Origin of the sequence: Roseivivax halodurans JCM 10272 (assembly GCF_000521785.1) — a bacterium.
Classification (GTDB): Bacteria; Pseudomonadota; Alphaproteobacteria; order Rhodobacterales; family Rhodobacteraceae; genus Roseivivax; species Roseivivax halodurans.
Genome location: NZ_JALZ01000019.1, coordinates 1 through 18,800 on the forward strand (window position 1 = coordinate 1; position 18,800 = coordinate 18,800).

18 protein-coding genes, 1 pseudogene and 1 other annotated feature are annotated in these 18,800 nt (G+C 65.6%); of the genes and pseudogenes, 12 read left to right on the forward strand and 7 right to left on the reverse strand.

Annotated features, from left to right (window positions below):
* The 4 genes and pseudogenes from OCH239_RS23535 to OCH239_RS14975 form a co-directional block, all read left to right on the forward strand.
* Positions 1-154, forward strand: a pseudogene (locus OCH239_RS23535) (GTP-binding protein); the annotation flags it as partial.
* The gene (locus tag OCH239_RS14965) at positions 151-807 is read left to right on the forward strand and encodes a DUF1826 domain-containing protein (RefSeq protein ID WP_084782507.1); all 657 of its coding nucleotides are present in this window, start codon (positions 151-153) and stop codon (positions 805-807) included. The pseudogene OCH239_RS23535 and the gene OCH239_RS14965, both read left to right, overlap by 4 nt.
* 241 nt (positions 808-1,048) lie before the next feature.
* Positions 1,049-2,455 carry a glucuronate isomerase gene (uxaC, locus tag OCH239_RS14970; RefSeq protein ID WP_037264396.1) on the forward strand — a complete coding sequence of 469 codons (1,407 nt, stop codon included), beginning with the start codon at positions 1,049-1,051 and terminating at the stop codon, positions 2,453-2,455.
* A complete protein-coding gene (locus OCH239_RS14975; RefSeq protein WP_037264399.1) occupies positions 2,452-3,876 on the forward strand; it encodes a mannitol dehydrogenase family protein in 1,425 nt (474 codons plus the stop codon). The genes uxaC and OCH239_RS14975 overlap by 4 nt, the downstream gene beginning before the upstream one ends.
* Positions 3,877-3,885: 9 nt before the next feature.
* Here OCH239_RS14975 and uxuA read toward each other — a convergent pair whose 3' ends face one another.
* Positions 3,886-5,103, reverse strand: a complete 1,218-nt coding sequence (gene uxuA / locus OCH239_RS14980) for a mannonate dehydratase (protein ID WP_037264402.1) — start codon at positions 5,101-5,103, stop codon at positions 3,886-3,888.
* A gap of 116 nt (positions 5,104-5,219) precedes the next feature.
* Between uxuA and OCH239_RS14985 the strand changes: the two genes are divergently transcribed.
* The 5 genes from OCH239_RS14985 to OCH239_RS15010 all read left to right on the forward strand — a co-directional run bounded on the left by OCH239_RS14985 (position 5,220) and on the right by OCH239_RS15010 (position 10,019).
* Entirely contained in the window at positions 5,220-5,942 is a 723-nt protein-coding gene (locus OCH239_RS14985) for a GntR family transcriptional regulator (protein ID WP_037264405.1), read from the forward strand.
* Positions 5,943-5,947: 5 nt separating this feature from the next.
* Positions 5,948-6,991, forward strand: a complete 1,044-nt coding sequence (locus OCH239_RS23350; RefSeq protein WP_084782508.1) for an AGE family epimerase/isomerase — start codon at positions 5,948-5,950, stop codon at positions 6,989-6,991.
* A gap of 141 nt (positions 6,992-7,132) precedes the next feature.
* Positions 7,133-8,116: a C4-dicarboxylate TRAP transporter substrate-binding protein gene (locus OCH239_RS15000; RefSeq protein WP_211241993.1), complete on the forward strand. Its 984-nt coding sequence runs from the start codon at positions 7,133-7,135 to the stop codon at positions 8,114-8,116.
* A gap of 14 nt (positions 8,117-8,130) precedes the next feature.
* Positions 8,131-8,736, forward strand: coding sequence for a TRAP transporter small permease (locus OCH239_RS15005; RefSeq protein ID WP_051489510.1), 606 nt, complete (start codon positions 8,131-8,133; stop codon positions 8,734-8,736).
* Entirely contained in the window at positions 8,733-10,019 is a 1,287-nt protein-coding gene (locus tag OCH239_RS15010; protein ID WP_037264413.1) for a TRAP transporter large permease, read from the forward strand. The genes OCH239_RS15005 and OCH239_RS15010 overlap by 4 nt, the downstream gene beginning before the upstream one ends.
* A 281-nt stretch (positions 10,020-10,300) precedes the next feature.
* Here the strand turns inward: OCH239_RS15010 and OCH239_RS15015 are convergent, their stop codons facing one another.
* From OCH239_RS15015 to OCH239_RS15040, 6 genes are all read right to left on the reverse strand, one after another.
* Positions 10,301-10,918 carry a class I SAM-dependent methyltransferase gene (locus OCH239_RS15015; protein ID WP_037264416.1) on the reverse strand — a complete coding sequence of 206 codons (618 nt, stop codon included), beginning with the start codon at positions 10,916-10,918 and terminating at the stop codon, positions 10,301-10,303.
* 1 nt (position 10,919) lies between these two features.
* Positions 10,920-11,672, reverse strand: coding sequence for a CDP-diacylglycerol--serine O-phosphatidyltransferase (gene pssA, locus OCH239_RS15020; protein ID WP_037264419.1), 753 nt, complete (start codon positions 11,670-11,672; stop codon positions 10,920-10,922).
* Positions 11,669-12,355 carry a phosphatidylserine decarboxylase gene (locus OCH239_RS15025; RefSeq protein WP_211241994.1) on the reverse strand — a complete coding sequence of 229 codons (687 nt, stop codon included), beginning with the start codon at positions 12,353-12,355 and terminating at the stop codon, positions 11,669-11,671. The genes pssA and OCH239_RS15025 overlap by 4 nt, the downstream gene beginning before the upstream one ends.
* Before the next feature lie 349 nt (positions 12,356-12,704).
* Positions 12,705-13,499 carry a metal ABC transporter permease gene (locus tag OCH239_RS15030; protein ID WP_037264425.1) on the reverse strand — a complete coding sequence of 265 codons (795 nt, stop codon included), beginning with the start codon at positions 13,497-13,499 and terminating at the stop codon, positions 12,705-12,707.
* A complete protein-coding gene (locus OCH239_RS15035; RefSeq protein ID WP_037264487.1) occupies positions 13,499-14,242 on the reverse strand; it encodes a metal ABC transporter ATP-binding protein in 744 nt (247 codons plus the stop codon). The genes OCH239_RS15030 and OCH239_RS15035 overlap by 1 nt, the downstream gene beginning before the upstream one ends.
* Before the next feature lie 5 nt (positions 14,243-14,247).
* On the reverse strand, positions 14,248-14,724 hold the full coding sequence (locus OCH239_RS15040) for a transcriptional repressor (RefSeq protein ID WP_037264428.1): 477 nt from the start codon (positions 14,722-14,724) through the stop codon (positions 14,248-14,250).
* A gap of 93 nt (positions 14,725-14,817) precedes the next feature.
* On the opposite strand from OCH239_RS15040, the gene OCH239_RS15045 reads away from it, so the two are divergent.
* From OCH239_RS15045 to OCH239_RS15055, 3 genes are all read left to right on the forward strand, one after another.
* Positions 14,818-15,936, forward strand: coding sequence for a zinc ABC transporter substrate-binding protein (locus OCH239_RS15045; RefSeq protein ID WP_051489515.1), 1,119 nt, complete (start codon positions 14,818-14,820; stop codon positions 15,934-15,936).
* A 373-nt stretch (positions 15,937-16,309) separates the two neighbouring features.
* Positions 16,310-16,369 (forward strand) — a sequence feature (sul1 is cis-regulatory element that is thought to sense ions involved in sulfur or methionine metabolism; They are found in Alphaproteobacteria).
* Positions 16,370-16,438: 69 nt separating this feature from the next.
* Entirely contained in the window at positions 16,439-17,920 is a 1,482-nt protein-coding gene (locus OCH239_RS15050; RefSeq protein WP_037264432.1) for a SulP family inorganic anion transporter, read from the forward strand.
* 13 nt (positions 17,921-17,933) lie between these two features.
* Positions 17,934-18,785: a universal stress protein gene (locus OCH239_RS15055; RefSeq protein WP_037264434.1), complete on the forward strand. Its 852-nt coding sequence runs from the start codon at positions 17,934-17,936 to the stop codon at positions 18,783-18,785.
* The last annotated feature ends 15 nt before the right edge of the window (positions 18,786-18,800 follow it).

Sequence of the window (18,800 nt, forward strand, 5' to 3'; positions counted from 1 at the left end):
CCAGGAGCTTGTCTTCATCGGCGTAGGCATCGACTGGCCCGCGCTGAAGGCGCGGCTGGACGCGGCGCTGGTGCCTGCGGCGGTCGCCCCGGGTCCGGACGCGCTGCCGCACCTGCCTGACCCGTTCCCGGCCTGGCGGAGGGCGGCGGCATGACGGTCCAGCGCTTCATCAGACCTGCCAGCACCCATGGCGTGGTGAGCACGCCGTCGCCTCACGGGATGCGGGATATCCGGACCTCCGAGGTCGGCGGTGTCATCTGGGACCGGGAGCCGCTGGCCTCGTTCCAGACCTGGATCGGTGGACTGAGACCGTCACGCCTGCCGAAGGCACGGGTCATCCTGCGGCCCGCGGCGATCCGCGACGCGGTCACGGCGGCCTGCGACAACGCCGGCACGCCGGACGGCCCGGAGCGGCGGCGCCTCATCGACGACGTCGCGGCGCTCGCCCACATCTTCTCGGACGTCATGGATGCCCGCTGGATGCGCCTGCGCGTCGATGTGGTGACCGGCAATGCCTGCCGCCGCTTTCACGTCGACCGCATCACCGCGCGGCTCGTCTGCACCTATCGCGGCACCGGCACGCAATACGGAGTCTCCGAGACTGGAGACGAAGATCCGCAGACGATCCACACCGTCGCGACCGGATCGCCCCTCGTCATGCGCGGAACGCTCTGGCCGACCCGACCCGATCAGGGGCTGCGGCACCGCTCGCCACCGATCGAGGGCACGGGGGAGACACGCCTCGTCCTCGTCCTCGACCCGGTCGCCGACCCGGCGGACGAGGCAGAGAGTGACATCGTTCACTGAACTGATGACCCAGGAAGTAGCTTCACGAAGACGCGCGCCGCCGTCGCATGGGAGCCGAACCGCCCCCTGGAGATCGAAGAGATCGTCCTCGAGGGCCCGAAGGAGGGTGAGGTCGCGTCCGGATCGTCACGACGCGCACGCTGATCGACGACGCTGCGCTCACTGGCGCGGGTCCGTCGACACGCGCAAACTGATATGCTAGTTGGACCAGTAGGTGACTGGCGGAGGAGATGTGACCGATATGCCGAAACTCGATCCCGACCGGCTGTTCCCGTCCGAGCCACGTCGCCGCGATATCGCGCGCGATCTGTTCGCCGCCATCGAGGGGCGCCCGATCCTGAGCCCGCACGGTCATTGCGACCCATCGTGGTTCTCGGAAAATGCGGCCTTTCCCGATCCCGCGCAGCTCTTCGTGGTGCCTGACCACTATATCTTCCGAATGCTCGTCTCTCAGGGGGGCGGGCTGGCCGATCTGGGGATCTCGCGGCGCGATGGCGGGCCGGTGGAAACCGATCCGCGCGCGATCTGGCGGCGCTTTGCCGCGCACTACTACCTGTTTCGCGGCACGCCCACGCGGCTCTGGATCGATCACGCGCTGGAGCACGTGTTCGGCGTTGACGACCCTCTTGGTCCCGACACTGCGGATGCGATCTACGATCATGTGGCAGCCTGTCTCGAAAGGCCCGAATTCCGACCTCGCGCCTTGTTCGACCGGTTCAATATCGAGCTTCTGGCGACGACCGACAGCGCGCTCGACACGCTCGACCATCACGACCGCATCGGCGACGCGGGGCTGAAGGGCCGGGTGATCCCGACCTACCGACCCGACGCTGCGCTCGATCCCGAAATCGAGGGGTTCGCCGAAAATATCGCCGAACTCGGCCGCATCACAGATTGCGATACCGCGTCCTGGGCGGGGTATCTCGAGGCGCATCGCCGCCGCCGTGCCTATTTCCGCAAGCGGGGCGCCACCGCGACGGATCACGGACATCCGAGTGCGCGGACTGAAGCCTTCGACACAGCCACCGCAGAGCGGTTGTTCCATACCTGTCTGTCGGGGCAGGCGACGGCGGAGCAGGCCGATGCTTTCCGGGGCCAGATGCTGACCGAGATGGCGCGGATGAGCGTCGAGGACGGCATGACGATGCAGCTTCATGTCGGATCGTTCCGCAACCATTCGGGGCCGGTGATGCGCGATTTCGGACGCGACAAGGGCTTCGATATCCCGATCCGCACCGAGTTCGTGCATGCGCTGAAGCCGATGCTGGACGAGGTGGGGCAGGAGCCAGGTCTCGAGATCATCCTCTTTACGCTCGACGAGACCACGTTCTCGCGCGAACTGGCGCCGTTGGCCGGGGCCTATCCCGCGCTGCGTCTCGGCCCGCCATGGTGGTTCTTCGACAGCCCCGAGGGGATCATGCGCTATCGCCAGCTCACCGGCGAAACGGCAGGCATCTACAACACCGCCGGGTTCAACGACGACACGCGGGCATTCTGTTCGATCCCTGCCCGACATGACGTGTCGCGCCGGGTTGATTGCTCCTGGCTGGCGGGGCTGGTCGCGGATGGGCGCATCGGCCTCGACGAGGCCCACGAGATGGCGGGTGAATTGACCACCGACCTCGTCAAGAAAGCCTACAAGATATGACCGACGGTCTGCGCCGCACCGGACCTGCTCCAGCACCGGGCATTGTGCATTTCGGCCTGGGCGCGTTCTGGCGCGCCTTTGGCGCGCTCTATATTGCCGAGGCGGTCGAAAGGTCGGGGGGCGCTTGGGGTATCGTCGGCGTCAGCCTGCGCTCGCCCGATACCCGCGACGCGCTTGCGCCACAGGCCTGGGCTTACACGGCGGTCGAAATCGGCCCCGAGGGCGATCTCCCGACCCAGGTGGAGGTCCTGACGGACGTGATAGTGGCGCCAGAGGACCCCGAAGCGCTTTGGGCGGCGCTCGACCGGGCCAATCTCGTGACGCTGACCGTGACCGAGAAGGGATATTGCCACGTGCCCTCGACCGGGCGGCTCGACCGGGCTCGCGCGGAGATCGCGCAGGACCTGCGCACACCCGCTCATCCGGCCTCCGCGTTGGGATATATCGCGCATGCACTCGATGCCCGGCGCCGGGCGGGGCGTATGCCCTTCACGGTGATGAGCTGCGATAACATTCCCTCCAACGGCGCGCTCTTGCGCGGTGTGGTGCTGGAGCTTGCCGCCGAGATCGACCCTGCGCTCAGCGAGTGGATCGCGGCTGAGGTCGCCTTTCCCTCGACTATGGTCGACCGCATCGTGCCGGCCACGACGGCGGCAGATATCGACCGGATCGAGACACTTATCGGAACACGAGACGCGGCGCCGGTCACGCACGAGCCGTTCAGGCAGTGGGTGATCGAGGATCGGTTTTGCGCGCCACGCCCGGACTTCGGCGCGGTGGGCGTTCAAGTGGTGAAGGATGTCGCGCCGTTCGAGCACATGAAGCTCCGCTGCCTCAACGGTACGCATTCGGCGCTGGCATATCTGGGATATCTTGCCGGCGCCGAAACGGTGGCCGAGGCCGCAGCGCGCCCGGCGCTTGCGGCGTATCTGCATTTTCTCTGGGACCGGGAGATCACGCCGGTGTTGACCGCGCCGCCGGGCGTGGTGCTCGCAGACTACACGCGATCCCTGTTCGACCGTTTCGCCAATCCCGCGATGCACCACCGGACGTGGCAGATCGCGATGGACGGGTCGTTGAAACTGCCGCAGCGCATCCTCGATACGATCCGCGAAACCCTGGACGCGGGGCGCGTGCCTCGTGGGCTTTTCCTCGCGGTCGCGGCATGGATGCAGTTCACGTCCGGGCGCGGCCTCGACGGGTCGGAGATCGAGGTGAAGGACCCGATGGCCGAGCGGCTTCGCGCATGCTGGGATGGCGATCCCGGAACCGAAGAGGTGGTACGACGCTATCTCGCTCTGGCCGGGGTGTTCGCGCCAGACCTCGCCTCCCGACCCGAGCTTCAACAGGGCCTCGTTGTCGCGCTCGATGACTTGCGCCGTCACGGGCCGGAGGCAGCCGCCGCCGCCATCGCTGGCTGAGCCCCGCGATCAGTCGCGCAGACCGACCGTGTCGTGAGACAGCGCCGCCATCACTCCGCGTAATTCCGCGAGCCCACGCAGCCGCCCGATGGCGGGATAGCCCGGCTGGGCGTTTCGGCGGTGGTCGTCGAGCAGGTTTTGCCCGTGATCGGGCCGGAACGGAATACTCGCATCGGGCCGTCCCGCGGAGCGGCGGCGCGCCTCTTCGCGCAAGGTTGCGGCGATCAGCGCGACCATGTCGGTGCCACCACCCAGATGCTCGTCCTCGTAGAACGAACAGGGCAGGGTGTCGGCGTCCCGGGTCACGTTGCGCAGATGCAGGAAATGCACGCGGTCGCCCAGCCGCTCCATCATGCCCGGTAGGTCGTTATCCGCCCGTGCACCGAGCGAGCCGGAGCAGAGCGTAACGCCGTTCGCGGGTAGGTCGACCGCGTCGAGCAAGGCGCGGTAATCGGCCTCGGTCGAGACGACCCGCGGTAGCCCCAGAAGCGGGAAGGGCGGATCGTCGGGATGGCAGCACAGGCGCATCCCGAGCGATTGGGCCACCGGCGCGACCTCGGAAAGGAAGTCGATGAGGTGCCGCCGCAAGGCGTCGTCCGAGATGGAAGAATAGGCCGCTAGGTGAGCCTTCACGTCCTCCATAGTGAAATTCTCTGCAGCCCCCGGCAAGCCGAAGACGACGTTCCGGGCGAGCGCGGATTTGCGATCCGCATCCATCTCCGTCGCGCGCCTGGCGGCGGCCTCCGCGATCTCGGGGGGGAAACTTTCTGCAGCGCCGGGGCGGGCGAGGACATGGATGTCGAATGCGGCAAAATCGATCAGGTCGAAACGCATGCAAGTCGCGCCGCTTGGACGGGGCCAAGCCAGATCGGTGCGAGTCCAGTCCAGGACAGGCATGAAATTGTAGCACACCGTCTCGATACGCGCCTCCGCGAGGTTGCGGAGGCTTTCCTTCCACGCATCGATATGGCCCCGCCAATCGCCGCTTTGGCGTTTGATGTCCTCGGAGACCGGGATGCTCTCGACCACATCCCAGGTGAGGCCGGTGGCCGTTCCGTCGGGATGGTGGGCGATCTCGGCCTGGCGTCGGGCGATTTCCCCGGCGCTCCACGCGGTGCCGGTCGGAACGTGGTGCAAGGCAGAAACCACGCCCTCGACGCCGGCTTGGGTCATGTCCGACGCGCTCACCTGATCTTTGGGTCCGAACCAGCGCCATGTCTGCCGCATCGCATGCCTCCTTAGTATCGCGGATCTGATTATGAGTGACGGCGCAGCGGATCGAAAGGAGAATCGTATTGACTAGAATGTTAGTTGGCATAGTCTGAAACGTGGGGAGAAAAACGATGACGAATCCGAGTGTCGTTCCGGATACCATACTCGCAGAGCGTATCGATCTGCGGCAGGCGGTCGGCCCGCAGCTGTGCAATGTCATGCGGGAGCAGATCATTCGCGGCGAACTCGCCCCTGGCTCGCGCCTTCTGCGCACAGAGATCGCCGCGCGCTTCGGCGTAAGCCGCCAGCCGGTCAGCGACGCCTGCGCGCGTCTCGCGGAGGAGGGGCTCGTCGACATCCTGCCGCAACGGGGTACCTTCGTCAGCCGGATCATCCTCAAGTCGGTCCTGTCCGCGCGCTTTGTCCGCGAGGCCGTGGAGGTGGAGATCGTGCGAGCGCTTGCGGCAAACCGAAGCGACGCCATGCTGATCGAATGTGCTCTTCTGCTCGAGGATCAGAAGCGCCAGATCGACAACCCCGATCCGATGCCGTTCATGGCCCTCGATGAGGCGCTGCACTACCATTTCGCGCAATCCGCCGGGCAAGAGGCGGTCTGGCGAATTCTGCAGCCGCTCAAGACGCAGATGGATCGCCTGCGTCATATCTCCGCACGGGAATTGCCCCGCAAGCTCCTGATCGAGCAGCACGAAGCGATCATCGACGCAATCCGCCACAACGATGTCGCCCGCGCGGATGCGGCGATGCGCGAACATCTGCGCCAGATGCTGGATGACCTGCCCGCGCTGATCGGCAGCCACAGGGATTACTTCGACATCCGGGGGGCCGCGATTTGAGCCTCATGGCTGCCACCTTCGCCACGCAGTTCGTGCCGCGTTGGCTTGCCCGCGTTGCCGACACGGATCGCGGTGGCATGGCCGAGAGCCTTGATATGCGCGGGCGCCCAAAGATGGACGAACCGCGTACGAGTCTCGCGCAGGCGCGCTGCGCGTTCGCGCTTGCGCATCTGTACCTGAAGACTGGCGACACGCGGCTCTGCGACGGCGCGATCCATGCCTGGCAATTTCTCGAGACGCATTTGCGCGACGGCGATGGCGGCTATCGCGCATCGACCATGCCTAGTGCCGAGGGTCGCGCTCGTCGGAGCTATGATCAAAGCTTCGTGCTGCTTGCGCTCGTCACCATTTCGAAAGCTGCGCCCGGCCTGGTCCCGCCGGACCGAGTTCCGGCGCTCTGGGACTTCATCGAAACGCTGACCGAGCCTGCGACCGGCGCGCTTTGGGAACATGACGGGATGGCCAACGCCGGTGCGGGGGCGGGCGACAAGCGGGGGCAGAACCCGCAGATGCACATGCTTGAGGCGACGCTGCAGGCTGCCGAATTGACCGGTGACCCGTGCTGGCTGGCCCGCGCGGAGCGGTATGTTGCGCTGGCGCCGAGTTATCTCATCGACCCCGTGACCGGGGCCCTGCGGGAATGGGTCGGGGCGGATCTGAAACCGCTCTGCGGGCCGGAGGGCGGACGCCGCGAACCCGGGCACCAGTTCGAATGGGCGTGGCTTCTGCACCGGTTTGCCGATCTCGGTGGCGATCCAGGCGTCCGTGATCTGGCCGAGCGTATGGTCGTCTTCGCCGAGACGCATGGACTGAGCAGCACCGGTGATGGCAGGCGCGCCTGTCGATGCGCTCGGCGCGGATGGCACTGTCACCGAGCCCACCCACTTGCTCTGGCCCGCCACCGAGGCAGGGAAATACTATGCCTGGCGGCACCTTGCGCGGCGCGACAAAGCCGCGGCGGAGGACGCCCACCGCCTCGAGCGGGTCGTGTTCTCACGCTTTTTCGCGTCCGAGAACCCGCCCGTCTGGCACAATCAACTGGATGCTGAGGCGCGTCCGATGCAGCCTGTCGCGCTCAGCCGGTTGGTATATCACGTGGCGCTGTTCGTGACCGAAGGCGCACGCGCCGGTCTTTGGCATTTGGCCGAATCCGATACTGCCGATACCATCATGAACAGGGAGGAATTAACATGATGACCCGTTGGACCACCACCGCGCTTGTCGGCGCGATGGTCGTTGCCGCGAGCTCCGCCGCGGCTCAGGATTACACCCTGGGCCTGTCGACCTCGCAGCCGACCAGCGACCCGCTGACCCAAGCGATGCTCGCCGCAGAGCAGCGCATCGAGGAGCGCACCGACGGCGCGGTCGACGTGACCGTCTATCCGTCCTCGCAGCTGGGCGAGGACAACGATGTGCTCGAACAGATCCGTAACGGTTCGCCGCTGGCCGTTCTGGTGGATGCGGGCCGGCTCGCGCCATTCCAGTCGGAACTCGGCATCCTGTCGGCGCCGTATCTCGTCGACGATTACACGCAATATGCCGAGATCACGTCGTCGCCGGTCTACGAAGGCTGGGTGGACGAGCTTGCCGCCGGCTCGAATCTTCGCCTTCTGAACTACAACTGGTTTCAGGGCACGCGGCAGGCCTTTACCCAGAAGCTGATCGAGGAACCCGGCGACCTGCAGGGTGTGCGCATGCGCACCATCGACGCGCCGATCTGGGTCGCCACGATCAACGCGATGGGCGCAACCGCCGTGCCAATGCCGTGGACGGACGTCTATTCCGGTCTCCAGCTAGGCTCCATCGATGCTGCCGAGGCGCAGCTCACCGGGGCCGAGGGGATCAACCTGCAGGAAGTCACCACCAACGTGGCCTTCACCAACCACATCCAGCTCTTCACTGGCCTCGTCGTGTCGGAGGAATGGTTCCAGGCGCTGCCCGAGGATATCCGCGCCATCGTGGATGAAGAGCTCGACGCGGCGGGCGAAGAGGCCTCGGCCAACACCGTTGCAGCGCTCGATGCGGTGCAGGGACGCATGGAAGAGGCAGGCGTGTCCTTCAACGAGGTCGATCTCGCGCCGTTCCGCGAAGCCACGCTCGGCGTGTACGAGGAGGTCGGTCTGACCGCCGCGCGCGAGGCGCTCGCGCCCTACCTGCCCGGCGGATCGAACTGAGGAGGCGCGCCGGCATGCCCGACATTAGCAGCGACACCGGCGCGGATGAATTGGGGGGCCGGCCGGAACGCCGGCTCTCCGATGCGGGCGACATGGGCACGGTTGGGGGCCGAGGCGGTCTTGCGCGGCTCTGGGCGCTCTATGACCGCCTCGAGACGGCGCTGACACTGCTAGCCCTGTCGATCACCGTGCTGACGGTGCTCGTCGCGGCCATCGGACGGTCGATGGGCATGCCGGTACGCTCGGCTCCGCAATTGGCGCTCTTGTTCTTGATCTGGGCGATCATCCTCGGCGCCGATATTTGCATGAAGCGGGGTGAGCATATCCGAGTCTCGCTACTTGCCGGCCTCTTGCCGGCACCCGCGCGGCGCGCCCTCGTGGCGCTGCACCTCTTTCTAATGATACCGTTTTTGCTCTTTTGCATCTGGTACGGGTTCGATCTTGCCGCCGGGAATTGGCAACGCCAACTCGGAGCGACTGGCCTCAGCTACGGCCTCATCACGCTGGCACTTCCGGTGGGTTGCGTGCTGTTCCTGATCTCGATCCTGCGACGGCTGGGAACGCATGGGCTCGATGCCACTCTCGAACCCGAGGACCATCATCAGGAGTCGCCCCTATGACATCCGTCATGATCCTGTGCGCGGTCCTTCTTCTGATCTTTCTGGGCATGCCGGTCGCCTTCGCCATCGGGATCAGCGGCGCGGCTTACTTCCTTTTGCCCTCCACGGTGCTGCCTGACAGCACGGCGGTGCAGCGCATCGTCGCCGCGAGCCAGTCTTTCCCGCTTCTTGCGGTGCCGCTCTTCATCCTGCTGGGCAACCTGATGAACCGCGCCGGTATCACGCCACGGCTAATCGAGCTCGCCATGATCCTTGCGGGGTGGATGCGCGGCGGGCTCGCGCAATCCTCGCTGATCCTGTCGGCGTTGATGGGCGGGATCTCTGGCTCGGCAGTGGCCGATGCGGCGATGCAGGCGCGCATCCTCGGTAAACCCATGACCGAGGAAGGCTACGACCCGGGCTTCACCGGAGCGCTTCTTTCGGTGGGCGGACTTATCACCGCGACCCTACCGCCTTCGCTGGGGCTCATTCTCTATGGCTACCTGGGCGAAGTCTCCATCGGGCGGCTTTTCATCGCCGGGATCGTTCCGGGCGTGCTTCTGACCGTCGCCCTGATGGCGACGACCTGGGGCATTTCGGTGCGCCGCGACTACAAGCCTACACGCGCGGAGTTTCCGACGCTGGGCGAGGTTGGGCGCGGGCTCTACCGCAGCTTCTGGGCGGTGATCTTTCCGATCTGGCTTCTCGTCGGGATCCGGTTCGGGTTCTTCACCCCGTCCGAGGCGGGCGCCTTCGCGGTGGTGTACGCGCTCGTCGTGGGTGGTCTGATCTATCGCGAACTGAGTTGGCACGCGACGCTAGACGCGATGATTGAAAGCGCGCGGGATATCGGGATGATCATGCTGATCATCCTTTTTTCGGGCGCGTTCGGCTTCGTCATAACCTTCGAGCGGGTGCCGCAATCCATCACCGAGTTTTCGCTTACCGCGATCGAGGACCCCACGGTCCTGCTTTTCGTGATCTCGGGCTTCCTTCTGGGGCTCGGTATGTTGATCGAGGCCACCGTTCTCGTGATGCTGCTGACGCCGATCCTCGTCCCGGTCATCACGGCCGCGGGGATCGACCCGGTGCACTTCGGGCTCATCATGATGACGCTGGTGACCTTCGGCGGCATGACCCCGCCGGTCGGCGTATCGATGTTCACCGTTTGCGGTATACTGAACGCCTCGTACGTGAGCTATTCGCTGCGGATCATTCCGCTGGCACTGGCCGTTTTGGCCGTGGTCGTGGCGATGATCCTCTTTCCGAACCTGGTGTTGTTCCTGCCCGAACTTGTCATGTGAACCCGGCCGAAGCGCGTCTGGCCGAGATGCGCCTGCGAGGGGCTATTCCGGCCCCCCCGCATGGCGTCGATCAGAAACGGAACCTTGTTCTTTCGACCGCTCCGATACGGTTTCTCGCGATCACAGAGCCAGCCCAGCCTGGAACGGGCCGGGCGTCGATCCCGCCAGCCTGCATCCGCGACAGGGAATGGGACACACGCGTTCGCCGGAACTCGACCAAGAGTAATCGTTTGTCGGTCGAAAACTCCTGCAACTCTGAGATTTGAGGTGACAGGCTGAGTTCACCCCGCCTTTCGGAGCGTCATGAAGGTCATCATGCCGAATGGTGGTAGGGGCTTGCGCTCGACGGGCGACAAGCTGGTCTCTCCGAGAACCGTCTGATCCGAAAAATCCGAGTGCCACCCCAAATAATTCGCGAATGGCGCGAAGCCGCGTTCAAGCATCGCCAGTACGCCCGTCGTTCGCTTGAAGTGATTGACTACGACCACCTCGCCGCCCGGTTTGCAGACGCGTGCGATCTCGGACATCACCGTTTCGGGGTCGGGCACGACCGATAGGACGTGCATGGCGACAACGGTGTCGAAATGCGCATCGGGATAATCGATCTCCCGCGCGTCCATCTGGCGGAGTTCGCGAACGTGCGTCAGGCGCATCCGATCGACCTTGTCGCGTGCCTTGCCCAGCATGTCCTCGCTGTAGTCCACGCCGGTAACCTCCAGATCGTCCCGGTAATGCGGCAGCGCCAGCCCGGTGCCGACGCCGACCTCCAGAACCGCGCCGCCCCTGTGATTGACGTATTCGACGGCCCTGCGCCGCCCGACATCGGTAATGGCCCCGAACGTCCGGTCATAGATGGGCGCCCAGCGGGCATAGGAAGTCTCGACGGCGTTGGTATCCATGTCAGGTGTCCTTCGACGGAGCCGCGCGCGGCTTGGTGACAAGTGCCCAGATGACGACAGCGACGTAGCCGATGCAAAGCGCAACAAGCGTGACCCAGGCGAAGGTCAGAACGCTTGCTCCGACGAACGCGACCGCCACCAGGAAAGCCTTCACATTGCGACGAGATATTGTGGTGGTCTTGAACGACCAGGTCGGAATCCGGCTGATCATCAGCAGACCGATGACGGCCAGATAGAGCGATATCCCGACCGGGTGCAGGATCGGGGCGCCGATGAATGCGAAGGAAAGGAACATCGGCAGCATGGCCAGCATCGCGCTGGCGGGGGCCGGAACGCCAACGAAATAGGCGTCGTCCTTGCCTTTCGTCTCCGACTTGGTGCCGACATTGAACCGGGCGAGCCGCAGAACGCAGCACGTCGCGAAGATGAGGACGGAGATCCAGCCGATACTGGTGTGGCTCTGCAAACCCCAGAAGTAGATCACCAGCGGAGGCGCCACACCGAAGTTCAGGAAATCTGCAAGCGAGTCGAGTTCGGCACCGATCGCGCTGTCGGCTGCCATCGCGCGGGCCAGGCGCCCGTCGAGCCCGTCGAGCACGCAGGCCGCGAGGATCAGCTTCACAGCGAGGGTGAAATCGCCCTGTATCCCGAAGCGGATCGCGCTCAGACCGGCGCAGATCGCCGCGATCGTCAGCATGTTCGGCACGAGCTGGATGAGCGGGATCTCCGGTCTGCGTGGCGGCTTTTCGGTCATCGGGGCTGGCCGGACCCGGCTGTTTCCCCGAGATCGGCCATGACGGTCTCGCCCGCGACCATCGTTTGCCCGATGCGCACTTTCGGGGTCACCCCAGGGGGCAAATAGACGTCGAGCCGCGAGCCGAAGCGGATTAGACCGAAGCGCTCTCCGGTCGAAAGCAGATCACCTTCGGAGGTCCAGCAGACGATGCGGCGCGCGACCAGCCCCGCGATCTGGACGACGGCCAGATCGTCGCCGGCCTCCGTCCGGATACGCAGACTGTTCCGCTCGTTGTCGGCGCTGGCCTTGTCGAGGGACGCGTTCAGGAATTTTCCGGGCCTGTAGGCGATGCTTGTGATCTGCCCCGCCGTCGGCGCGCGGTTCACGTGGCAGTTGAAGACGTTCATGAATACGCTGACGCGCGTCAGGGACGTTGCCGCCATGCCGAGCTCGGTAGGGGGAACGGCCGGTTCGATCAGGGACACGATGCCGTCGGCGGGGCTGACCACCAGACCATCCCTCTCGGGCGGCACGCGTTCCGGGTCGCGGAAAAAGTAGTAGCACCAGACCGTGATGCCGACGCCCAGCCATCCGGCCACGGGGGTTACGAAAAACAATCCTGCAGCAATTGCCGCGAAGATTGCAACGAACTTTACGCCCTCGCGGTGCATCGGTTTCACGAAGGTCGAGACCATGTTCACAGGACACCTCAAAGCTGTGTTCGCCAACTGCGCGCAATTGTGGCGCTGAACTAAATCGCCCCCATGTCGCACCACCGGTCGAACATACGCGGCCCCAGAACTGCGATCATTTTCAGCCGTACTGCGAGGTCAACCCTCCAACCGCGTACTTCACAACCGTCGGGTAGGCAACCCGAGCCACCGCGGCAGCCGAGGTGGGATGATATTCGATGTGGATGGCGGCTTGTCTTGAACCGTGTGGGCTGCGCTCTGACCGCACGACCGTACCGGGCTCCGGCGGCGATGATCGCCAAGGAGGCGCGCTCTTCTGACGCCAGCCGCCAAGACCGCGTCCTACCGGCTTTGCCGCTTACGCCGCACGCCTGAGGCCGGCCATAGCCGTCGAAAGGCAGAATAGCAACGCCGTGACGCACACGATCGTCGGGCCGGTGGGCGTGTCGAACTCGTAGGAGGCGCGCAGTCCCGCCCAGGCCGAGACCATCGCGACAAGCGCGGCCATCAGGCCCATGCGCTCCGGCGTCGCGGCGAAGGGGCGCACGGTGGCCGCCGGGATGATCAGAAGCGCGGTGATGAGCAGGACGCCGACGACCTTGATTGCCACGGCGACAACCACCGCCAGCGCCAGGGTCAGGACCAGTTGTTCGCGCTTCGGGTCGATCCCCGCGGCGCGGGCGAGGCCCTCGTTCAGCGTCGAGGTCAGGAGCGCGTTCCAGCGCCAGCCGATCAGCGCAATCACCAGCGCCGCGCCGCCCCAGATCACCGCAAGATCGCCGCGCGACACCGACAGGATGTCGCCGAAGAGATAGGCCATGAGGTCGATGCGCACGCCGGGGATGAAGGTCACGCCCACGAGCCCGAAGGCGAGCGCTGAATGCGCCATCACGCCGAGCAGCGTGTCCATCGCGTAGCCCCGTCCCGAGATCGTCGAAACGATCGTCGCCATGATCAGCGCCACGATCATGGCGCCCGCGAAGACCGGAAGCGAAAATGCCAGCGACAGCGCCACGCCGAGGATCGCGGCATGGGCGGTGGCGTCGCCGAAATAGGCCATCCGGCGCCAGACCACGAAACAGCCGAGCGGCGCCGCCGCCAGCCCGGTGCCGATGCCGGCGAGGGCGGCGCGTGTCATGAAGTCGTCGAGCATTATTCCGCGGCGTCCTGTGCGTGATCGTGCGTGTGACTGTGGTCGTGCGTGTGGCGGTAGAGCGCGAGCGCCCCGCGCGTGCCCTCGCCGAAGAGGCGGCGGTAATCGGGCGCGTTGGCGACCACCTCGGGCGTGCCTTCGCAGCAGACATGGCCGTTTAGGCAGATCACGCGGTCGGACGTGCTCATCACCACGTGAAGATCGTGGCTGATCATCAGGACGCCGCAGCCCGTCTCGCTCCGCACCTCCTCGATCCGCCGGTAGAACGCGGCGGCGCCCGGCTGATCGAGACCTGCGGTGGCCTCGTCGAGGATCAGCAGATCGGGCTCCTCGAGGATCGCGCGGGCGAGGAGGGCGCGCTGGAACTGCCCGCCGGAGAGGGCCGACATCTGCCGTTTGCCGATCTCGGGAACGCCCGCGCGCTCCAAAGCCTCGCGGGCCTTGGCCGCCGGCACGCGGCGGGGCAGGGAGAGGAACCGCTCGACATTCATCGGCAGCGTGGGATCGAGGACGAGCCGCTGCGGCACGTAGCCGATGCGCAGGTCCGGGGCGCGCTCGATCGTGCCTCCGGCTAAGGCGACGCCGCCGAGGATCGCCGTGAGCAACGTCGACTTGCCGGAGCCGTTGGGGCCGACGATCGTGACGATTTCGCCGGCATTCACGTAGAGGTCCACGTCATGCAGAACCGTGGCCGCTCCGTAGCGGACCGTCAGGTTTCGGGTCGCGACGAGAGGCGTCGACATGACAGTCATGCCGGTTTGCTGCAACCGGGGCAGAGCCCTTCGGCCTCGCGCACGGCCCGTTCGATGACGAAACCGGCCTGTTTGGCCGCACGACCGATCTCGCCCTTCGACGGGTCCGATTCCGCTTCGACGACGCGGTCGCAGGATCGGCAGATCAGAAAGACCGGGGCGTGCGGATCCTCGAGATGCGAGCACGCGATGAAGGCGTTGAGCCGCTCGATCCGGTGCGCGAAGCCATGTTTGGTCAGGAACTCGAGCGCGCGGTAGGCGACGGGGGGCTGCGATCCGAGACCGTCGGCCCGCAGGATGTCGAGAATCTCGTAGGCGCCCATCGCCTTGTGTTCGGAGAGCAGGATCTCGAGCACGCGCTGACGGGTCCTCGTGAATTGCAGACCGCGATCGGCGCAGATCTGTTCGACCGATGCGACGCCGCCCGAAATGCAAGCGTCATGGTCGTGCGCTTCGAATGCCTGATCGGTCACTGCCGCCTCCTGCACAGATTTGGTCTTGCTACGATATATCGTAACGACTATGCCAACGTTGCTGTTACTTAATCACAGGAGCTTCGGATGTCCATGAGCTTTGGGAAGTCTCTCGCGGGCAGCGTACTCGCGCTCGCTGCGGCGAGCGCCGCACAGGCCGACGTGCCGCAGGTCGCAACGGACATCGCGCCGGTCCACGGCCTGGTGGCCCGCGTCATGGACGGTCTCGGGGAGCCAGCCCTCGTGGTGCAGCCGGGGGCCTCGCCGCACAGCTATTCGATGCGCCCGTCGGAGGCGCGTGCCCTCGAGCAATCGGATGCCGTCTTCTGGATCGGTGCGGAGCTCGAGCCGTGGCTGGAGGAGTCGATCGACACGCTGGCCTCGGATGCGCTTGTCGTCGAGCTGCTGGGCGTCGACGGAATTACGACCCTCGAATTCCGTGAAGGCGCGACCTTCGAAGCGCACGATCACGAGCATGGCGACGAGCCCCACGCGGACCATGATCACGACCACGCGAGCGAGGAACACGCGGCTCACGACCATGCCGACGAGACCGCGCACGACGATCACGATCACGCGGACGAGGCGTCGCACGAGGGTGAAAAGCACGATGGGCACGACCATGGGGACGAGGAGCATGACCACGAAGGGGAGGACCATGCCGGCCACGACCATGCCGGTCACAGCCACGAGGGCGTCGATCCCCACGCCTGGCTCGACCCCGAGAATGCCAAGACCTGGCTCGACGTGATCGCCGAGGACCTCGCCGAGCTCGATCCCGAAAATGCCGAGACCTATCGCGCGAATGCCACCGCGGGCCGGGAGGAGATCGATGCCGCGATGGCCGATGTGGAGACCATGCTCTCGACGGCCGACGATGTCAGCTTTGTCGTCTTCCATGACGCCTATCACTACTTCGAGAACCGCTTCGGCATTTCCGCCGCGGGGGCGATCTCGCTCAGCGACGCGACGGATCCGAGCCCGGCCCGGGTCGAAGAGGTGCGCGACACGATCCGCGATCTCGGTGTGGCTTGCGTCTTTGCCGAACCGCAATTCAACCAGGATCTCGTGGCGACCGTCTCGGACGGGACCGACGTGCAGGCTGCCGTCATCGACCCGCTCGGCTTCGAGCTGGAGATGGGCCCGGACTTCTACCCCGAGCTCATCCGCTCCATCGGCGACAGCATCGCGAGCTGCACAAGCTCGTCCTGACGGCTCCCGAGGGCTGGGCCCCGCCGCTGCGCCGGTGGCGGGGGTCCGCTCCGCCGCTGTGGGGAACGCCCACCGCTCGGTGAAACTTGGCGCAACGAGGTCATCGACGAGACGCGTGATGCCCGCGTACTGATATCGCCGCGGCGGGCTTTACCGTCGCTCGGCCGTCCTTGAGACTGCGGCTGACGGGTCAACGTGCAGCGGGCTGATCCAGTAACCCGCGCCTATCCGAGTGTGTCTGCCACGCCCCTCCAGCGTCTCCCCGACGATCCGCAGCCGAAGCGACGGAGCCAATCCCAGGCGACACGGCGGTCTAATTACGGCGCGCTCTCTTGCGTGCTTCGTCCTGGGGGGCTACGGGGCCCGCGTATCATCTGGACCTGGGGTGCGACTCCCCGGGTGGCTCTCCCGGCCGCCGATCCGCCGGGTCAACCAAGACTATCTGTATAGATGACCGGCGCGGCGTCGCCGCCGGGCCGGACTGGAACGGGACATCTCGACCATGAACCTCAACGCATACCGGCGCCAGTGGCTCAGTAACGTCCGCGGCGATCTGCTTTCCGGCCTCGTCGTCGCGCTCGCCCTCATCCCCGAAGCGATCGCCTTCTCGATCATTGCCGGCGTGGACCCCAAGGTGGGTCTTTACGCGTCGTTCTCGATCGCCGTCGTCACCGCCATCGCCGGGGGCCGGCCCGGCATGATCTCGGCCGCGACGGCCGCAACCGCCGTGCTGATGGTGACGCTCGTTGCAGATCACGGGCTTCAGTACCTGCTGGCGACCACGGTGCTCGCCGGCCTCCTTCAGATCGTCGCCGGCTTCGCGCGGCTCGGTCACCTGATGCGCTTCGTATCTCGCTCGGTGATGACGGGCTTCGTGAACGCGCTCGCCATCCTGATCTTCATGGCGCAGATCCCCGAGCTCGTCGGCGTGCCGTGGCTGACCTATCCGCTCGTCGCGGCCGGGCTCGCGATCATCTACCTCTTTCCGTACCTGACCCGGGCTGTGCCGTCGCCGCTGGTGACGATCATCGTCCTGTCGGTCGTGGTGATGGTCATGGGCTGGGACGTCCGCACCGTCGGCGACATGGGGGCGCTGCCCGACACGTTGCCGATCTTCCTGATCCCCGACATCCCGCTCACCTTCGAGACGCTGGGGATCATCTTCCCCTACGCCGCCGCCATCGCCGTCGTGGGGCTGCTCGAGAGCCTGATGACCGAGAACATCGTCGACGACCTGACTGATACAAAGTCGGACCGGAACCAGGAGTGCATCGGTCAGGGCCTCGCCAATACCGCGACCGGTTTCATCGGCGGCATGGCCGGCTGCGCGATGATCGGGCAGTCGATCATCAACATCAAATCGGGGGGGCGGGGGCGGCTCTCGTGCTTTGCCGCCGGTGTCTTCCTGCTGTTCATGGTGGTCGTGCTCGGCGATGTCGTGGCGCAGATCCCGATGGCCGCTCTGGTGGCGATCATGATCATGGTCTCGATCGGCACCTTCTCCTGGTCCTCGCTCAAACAGCTGCGGACACATCCGCGATCCTCGTCCATCGTGATGCTCGCGACCGTGGCGGTGGTGGTCTACACCCACAACCTCGCCATCGGCGTACTCGTGGGCGTCCTGCTGTCGGGCCTTTTCTTCGCAGGCAAGATCGCGCAGCTCTTCCGGGTCACGTCGTCGCTGGCGGAGGACGGGCGCGTGCGGACCTACCACGTCGAGGGCCAGCTCTTCTTTGCCTCTGCGGAGGATTTCATGGAGGCGTTCGACTTCAAGGAGGCCGTGGAGCGCGTCGTGATCGACGTGAGCGAAGCTCATATCTGGGACATCTCCTCGATTGCGGCGCTCGACATGGCCGTGCTCAAGTTCCGAAGGGACGGCTCCGAAGTCGAGATCGCCGGCATGAACGCAGCGTCCAAGACCATCGTCGACAGGCTGGCCGTCCATGACGAGCCCGGCGCGATGGACAAACTGACGGCGCATTGAAGGAGGAAACGTCATGACCAAGAAGATCATCGCCTTGGTGGACGGTTCCACCTATTCGAAAAGCGTTTGCGACCATGCCGGCTGGATCGCCGGCCGCGGCGTCTACGCCGTCGAGCTGATGCACGTGCTCGGCCGACGCGAGGGCGGCGCGGGATCCGATCTGTCCGGAGCAATCTCTCTGGGCGCGCGCAGCGCGCTGCTCGAGGAGCTCTCGAGACTTGACGAACAGCGCGCGAAACTGGCCCTCACGCGCGGCCGTGCCATCCTCGAAGACGCGAAAGCGCTGCTCGAGGACGACGGCATCCGAGCGACGGAGCATCTGCGTCACGGCGATCTGATCGAGGCGATCTCCGAGAAGGAGGGCGACGCCGAGATGATCCTCGTCGGCAAGCGCGGCGAGGCCGCCGATTTCGCTAAGGGTCATCTCGGATCGAACCTGGAACGGGTTGTGCGTGTCGCCTCGAAACCGCTTTTCATCGCCTCCCGGGCGTTCCGGCCGATCCGCAAGGTGCTCATCGCCTATGACGGCAGTGCAAGCGCCAGGCGCGCGGTCGATTACGTGGCACGCTCTCCGCTCTATGCCGGTCTCGGTGTCAGCATCGTCACCGTCGGCTCGGACACGGATGCCGCGAGGGCGGGTCTCGACGACGCGAGGACCATGCTCTCGGCTGCGGGGATCGAGGCGGAAACCGCCATTCTGCCCGGCCAGCCGGAGGAGGCGCTCGGCAAGCTCATCGAGGAATCCGGGTTCGATCACCTCGTGATGGGCGCCTCGGGGCATTCCCGTTTGCGGTCGCTCTTCGTCGGCTCGACGAGCCTCGAGATGATCCGCACCTGCAAGGTTCCGATCCTCCTCGTGAGGTGAGCCATACGCGGGCCG

Bases quoted from the DNA above. Each gene is read 5' to 3' on its own strand.
- OCH239_RS15030 (WP_037264425.1), bottom strand. From the start codon at position 13,499: ATGCTCGACGACTTCATGACACGCGCCGCCCTCGCCGGCATCGGCACC.
- OCH239_RS23350 (WP_084782508.1), top strand. From the start codon at position 5,948: ATGGCTGCCACCTTCGCCACGCAGTTCGTGCCGCGTTGGCTTGCCCGC.
- OCH239_RS14975 (WP_037264399.1), top strand. From the start codon at position 2,452: ATGACCGACGGTCTGCGCCGCACCGGACCTGCTCCAGCACCGGGCATT.
- OCH239_RS15000 (WP_211241993.1), top strand. From the start codon at position 7,133: ATGATGACCCGTTGGACCACCACCGCGCTTGTCGGCGCGATGGTCGTT.
- OCH239_RS14985 (WP_037264405.1), top strand. From the start codon at position 5,220: ATGACGAATCCGAGTGTCGTTCCGGATACCATACTCGCAGAGCGTATC.
- OCH239_RS15055 (WP_037264434.1), top strand. From the start codon at position 17,934: ATGACCAAGAAGATCATCGCCTTGGTGGACGGTTCCACCTATTCGAAA.
- uxaC (WP_037264396.1), top strand. From the start codon at position 1,049: ATGCCGAAACTCGATCCCGACCGGCTGTTCCCGTCCGAGCCACGTCGC.
- OCH239_RS15015 (WP_037264416.1), bottom strand. From the start codon at position 10,918: ATGGATACCAACGCCGTCGAGACTTCCTATGCCCGCTGGGCGCCCATC.
- uxuA (WP_037264402.1), bottom strand. From the start codon at position 5,103: ATGCGGCAGACATGGCGCTGGTTCGGACCCAAAGATCAGGTGAGCGCG.
- OCH239_RS15050 (WP_037264432.1), top strand. From the start codon at position 16,439: ATGAACCTCAACGCATACCGGCGCCAGTGGCTCAGTAACGTCCGCGGC.
- pssA (WP_037264419.1), bottom strand. From the start codon at position 11,672: ATGACCGAAAAGCCGCCACGCAGACCGGAGATCCCGCTCATCCAGCTC.
- OCH239_RS15035 (WP_037264487.1), bottom strand. From the start codon at position 14,242: ATGTCGACGCCTCTCGTCGCGACCCGAAACCTGACGGTCCGCTACGGA.
- OCH239_RS15010 (WP_037264413.1), top strand. From the start codon at position 8,733: ATGACATCCGTCATGATCCTGTGCGCGGTCCTTCTTCTGATCTTTCTG.
- OCH239_RS15005 (WP_051489510.1), top strand. From the start codon at position 8,131: ATGCCCGACATTAGCAGCGACACCGGCGCGGATGAATTGGGGGGCCGG.
- OCH239_RS14965 (WP_084782507.1), top strand. From the start codon at position 151: ATGACGGTCCAGCGCTTCATCAGACCTGCCAGCACCCATGGCGTGGTG.
- OCH239_RS15045 (WP_051489515.1), top strand. From the start codon at position 14,818: ATGAGCTTTGGGAAGTCTCTCGCGGGCAGCGTACTCGCGCTCGCTGCG.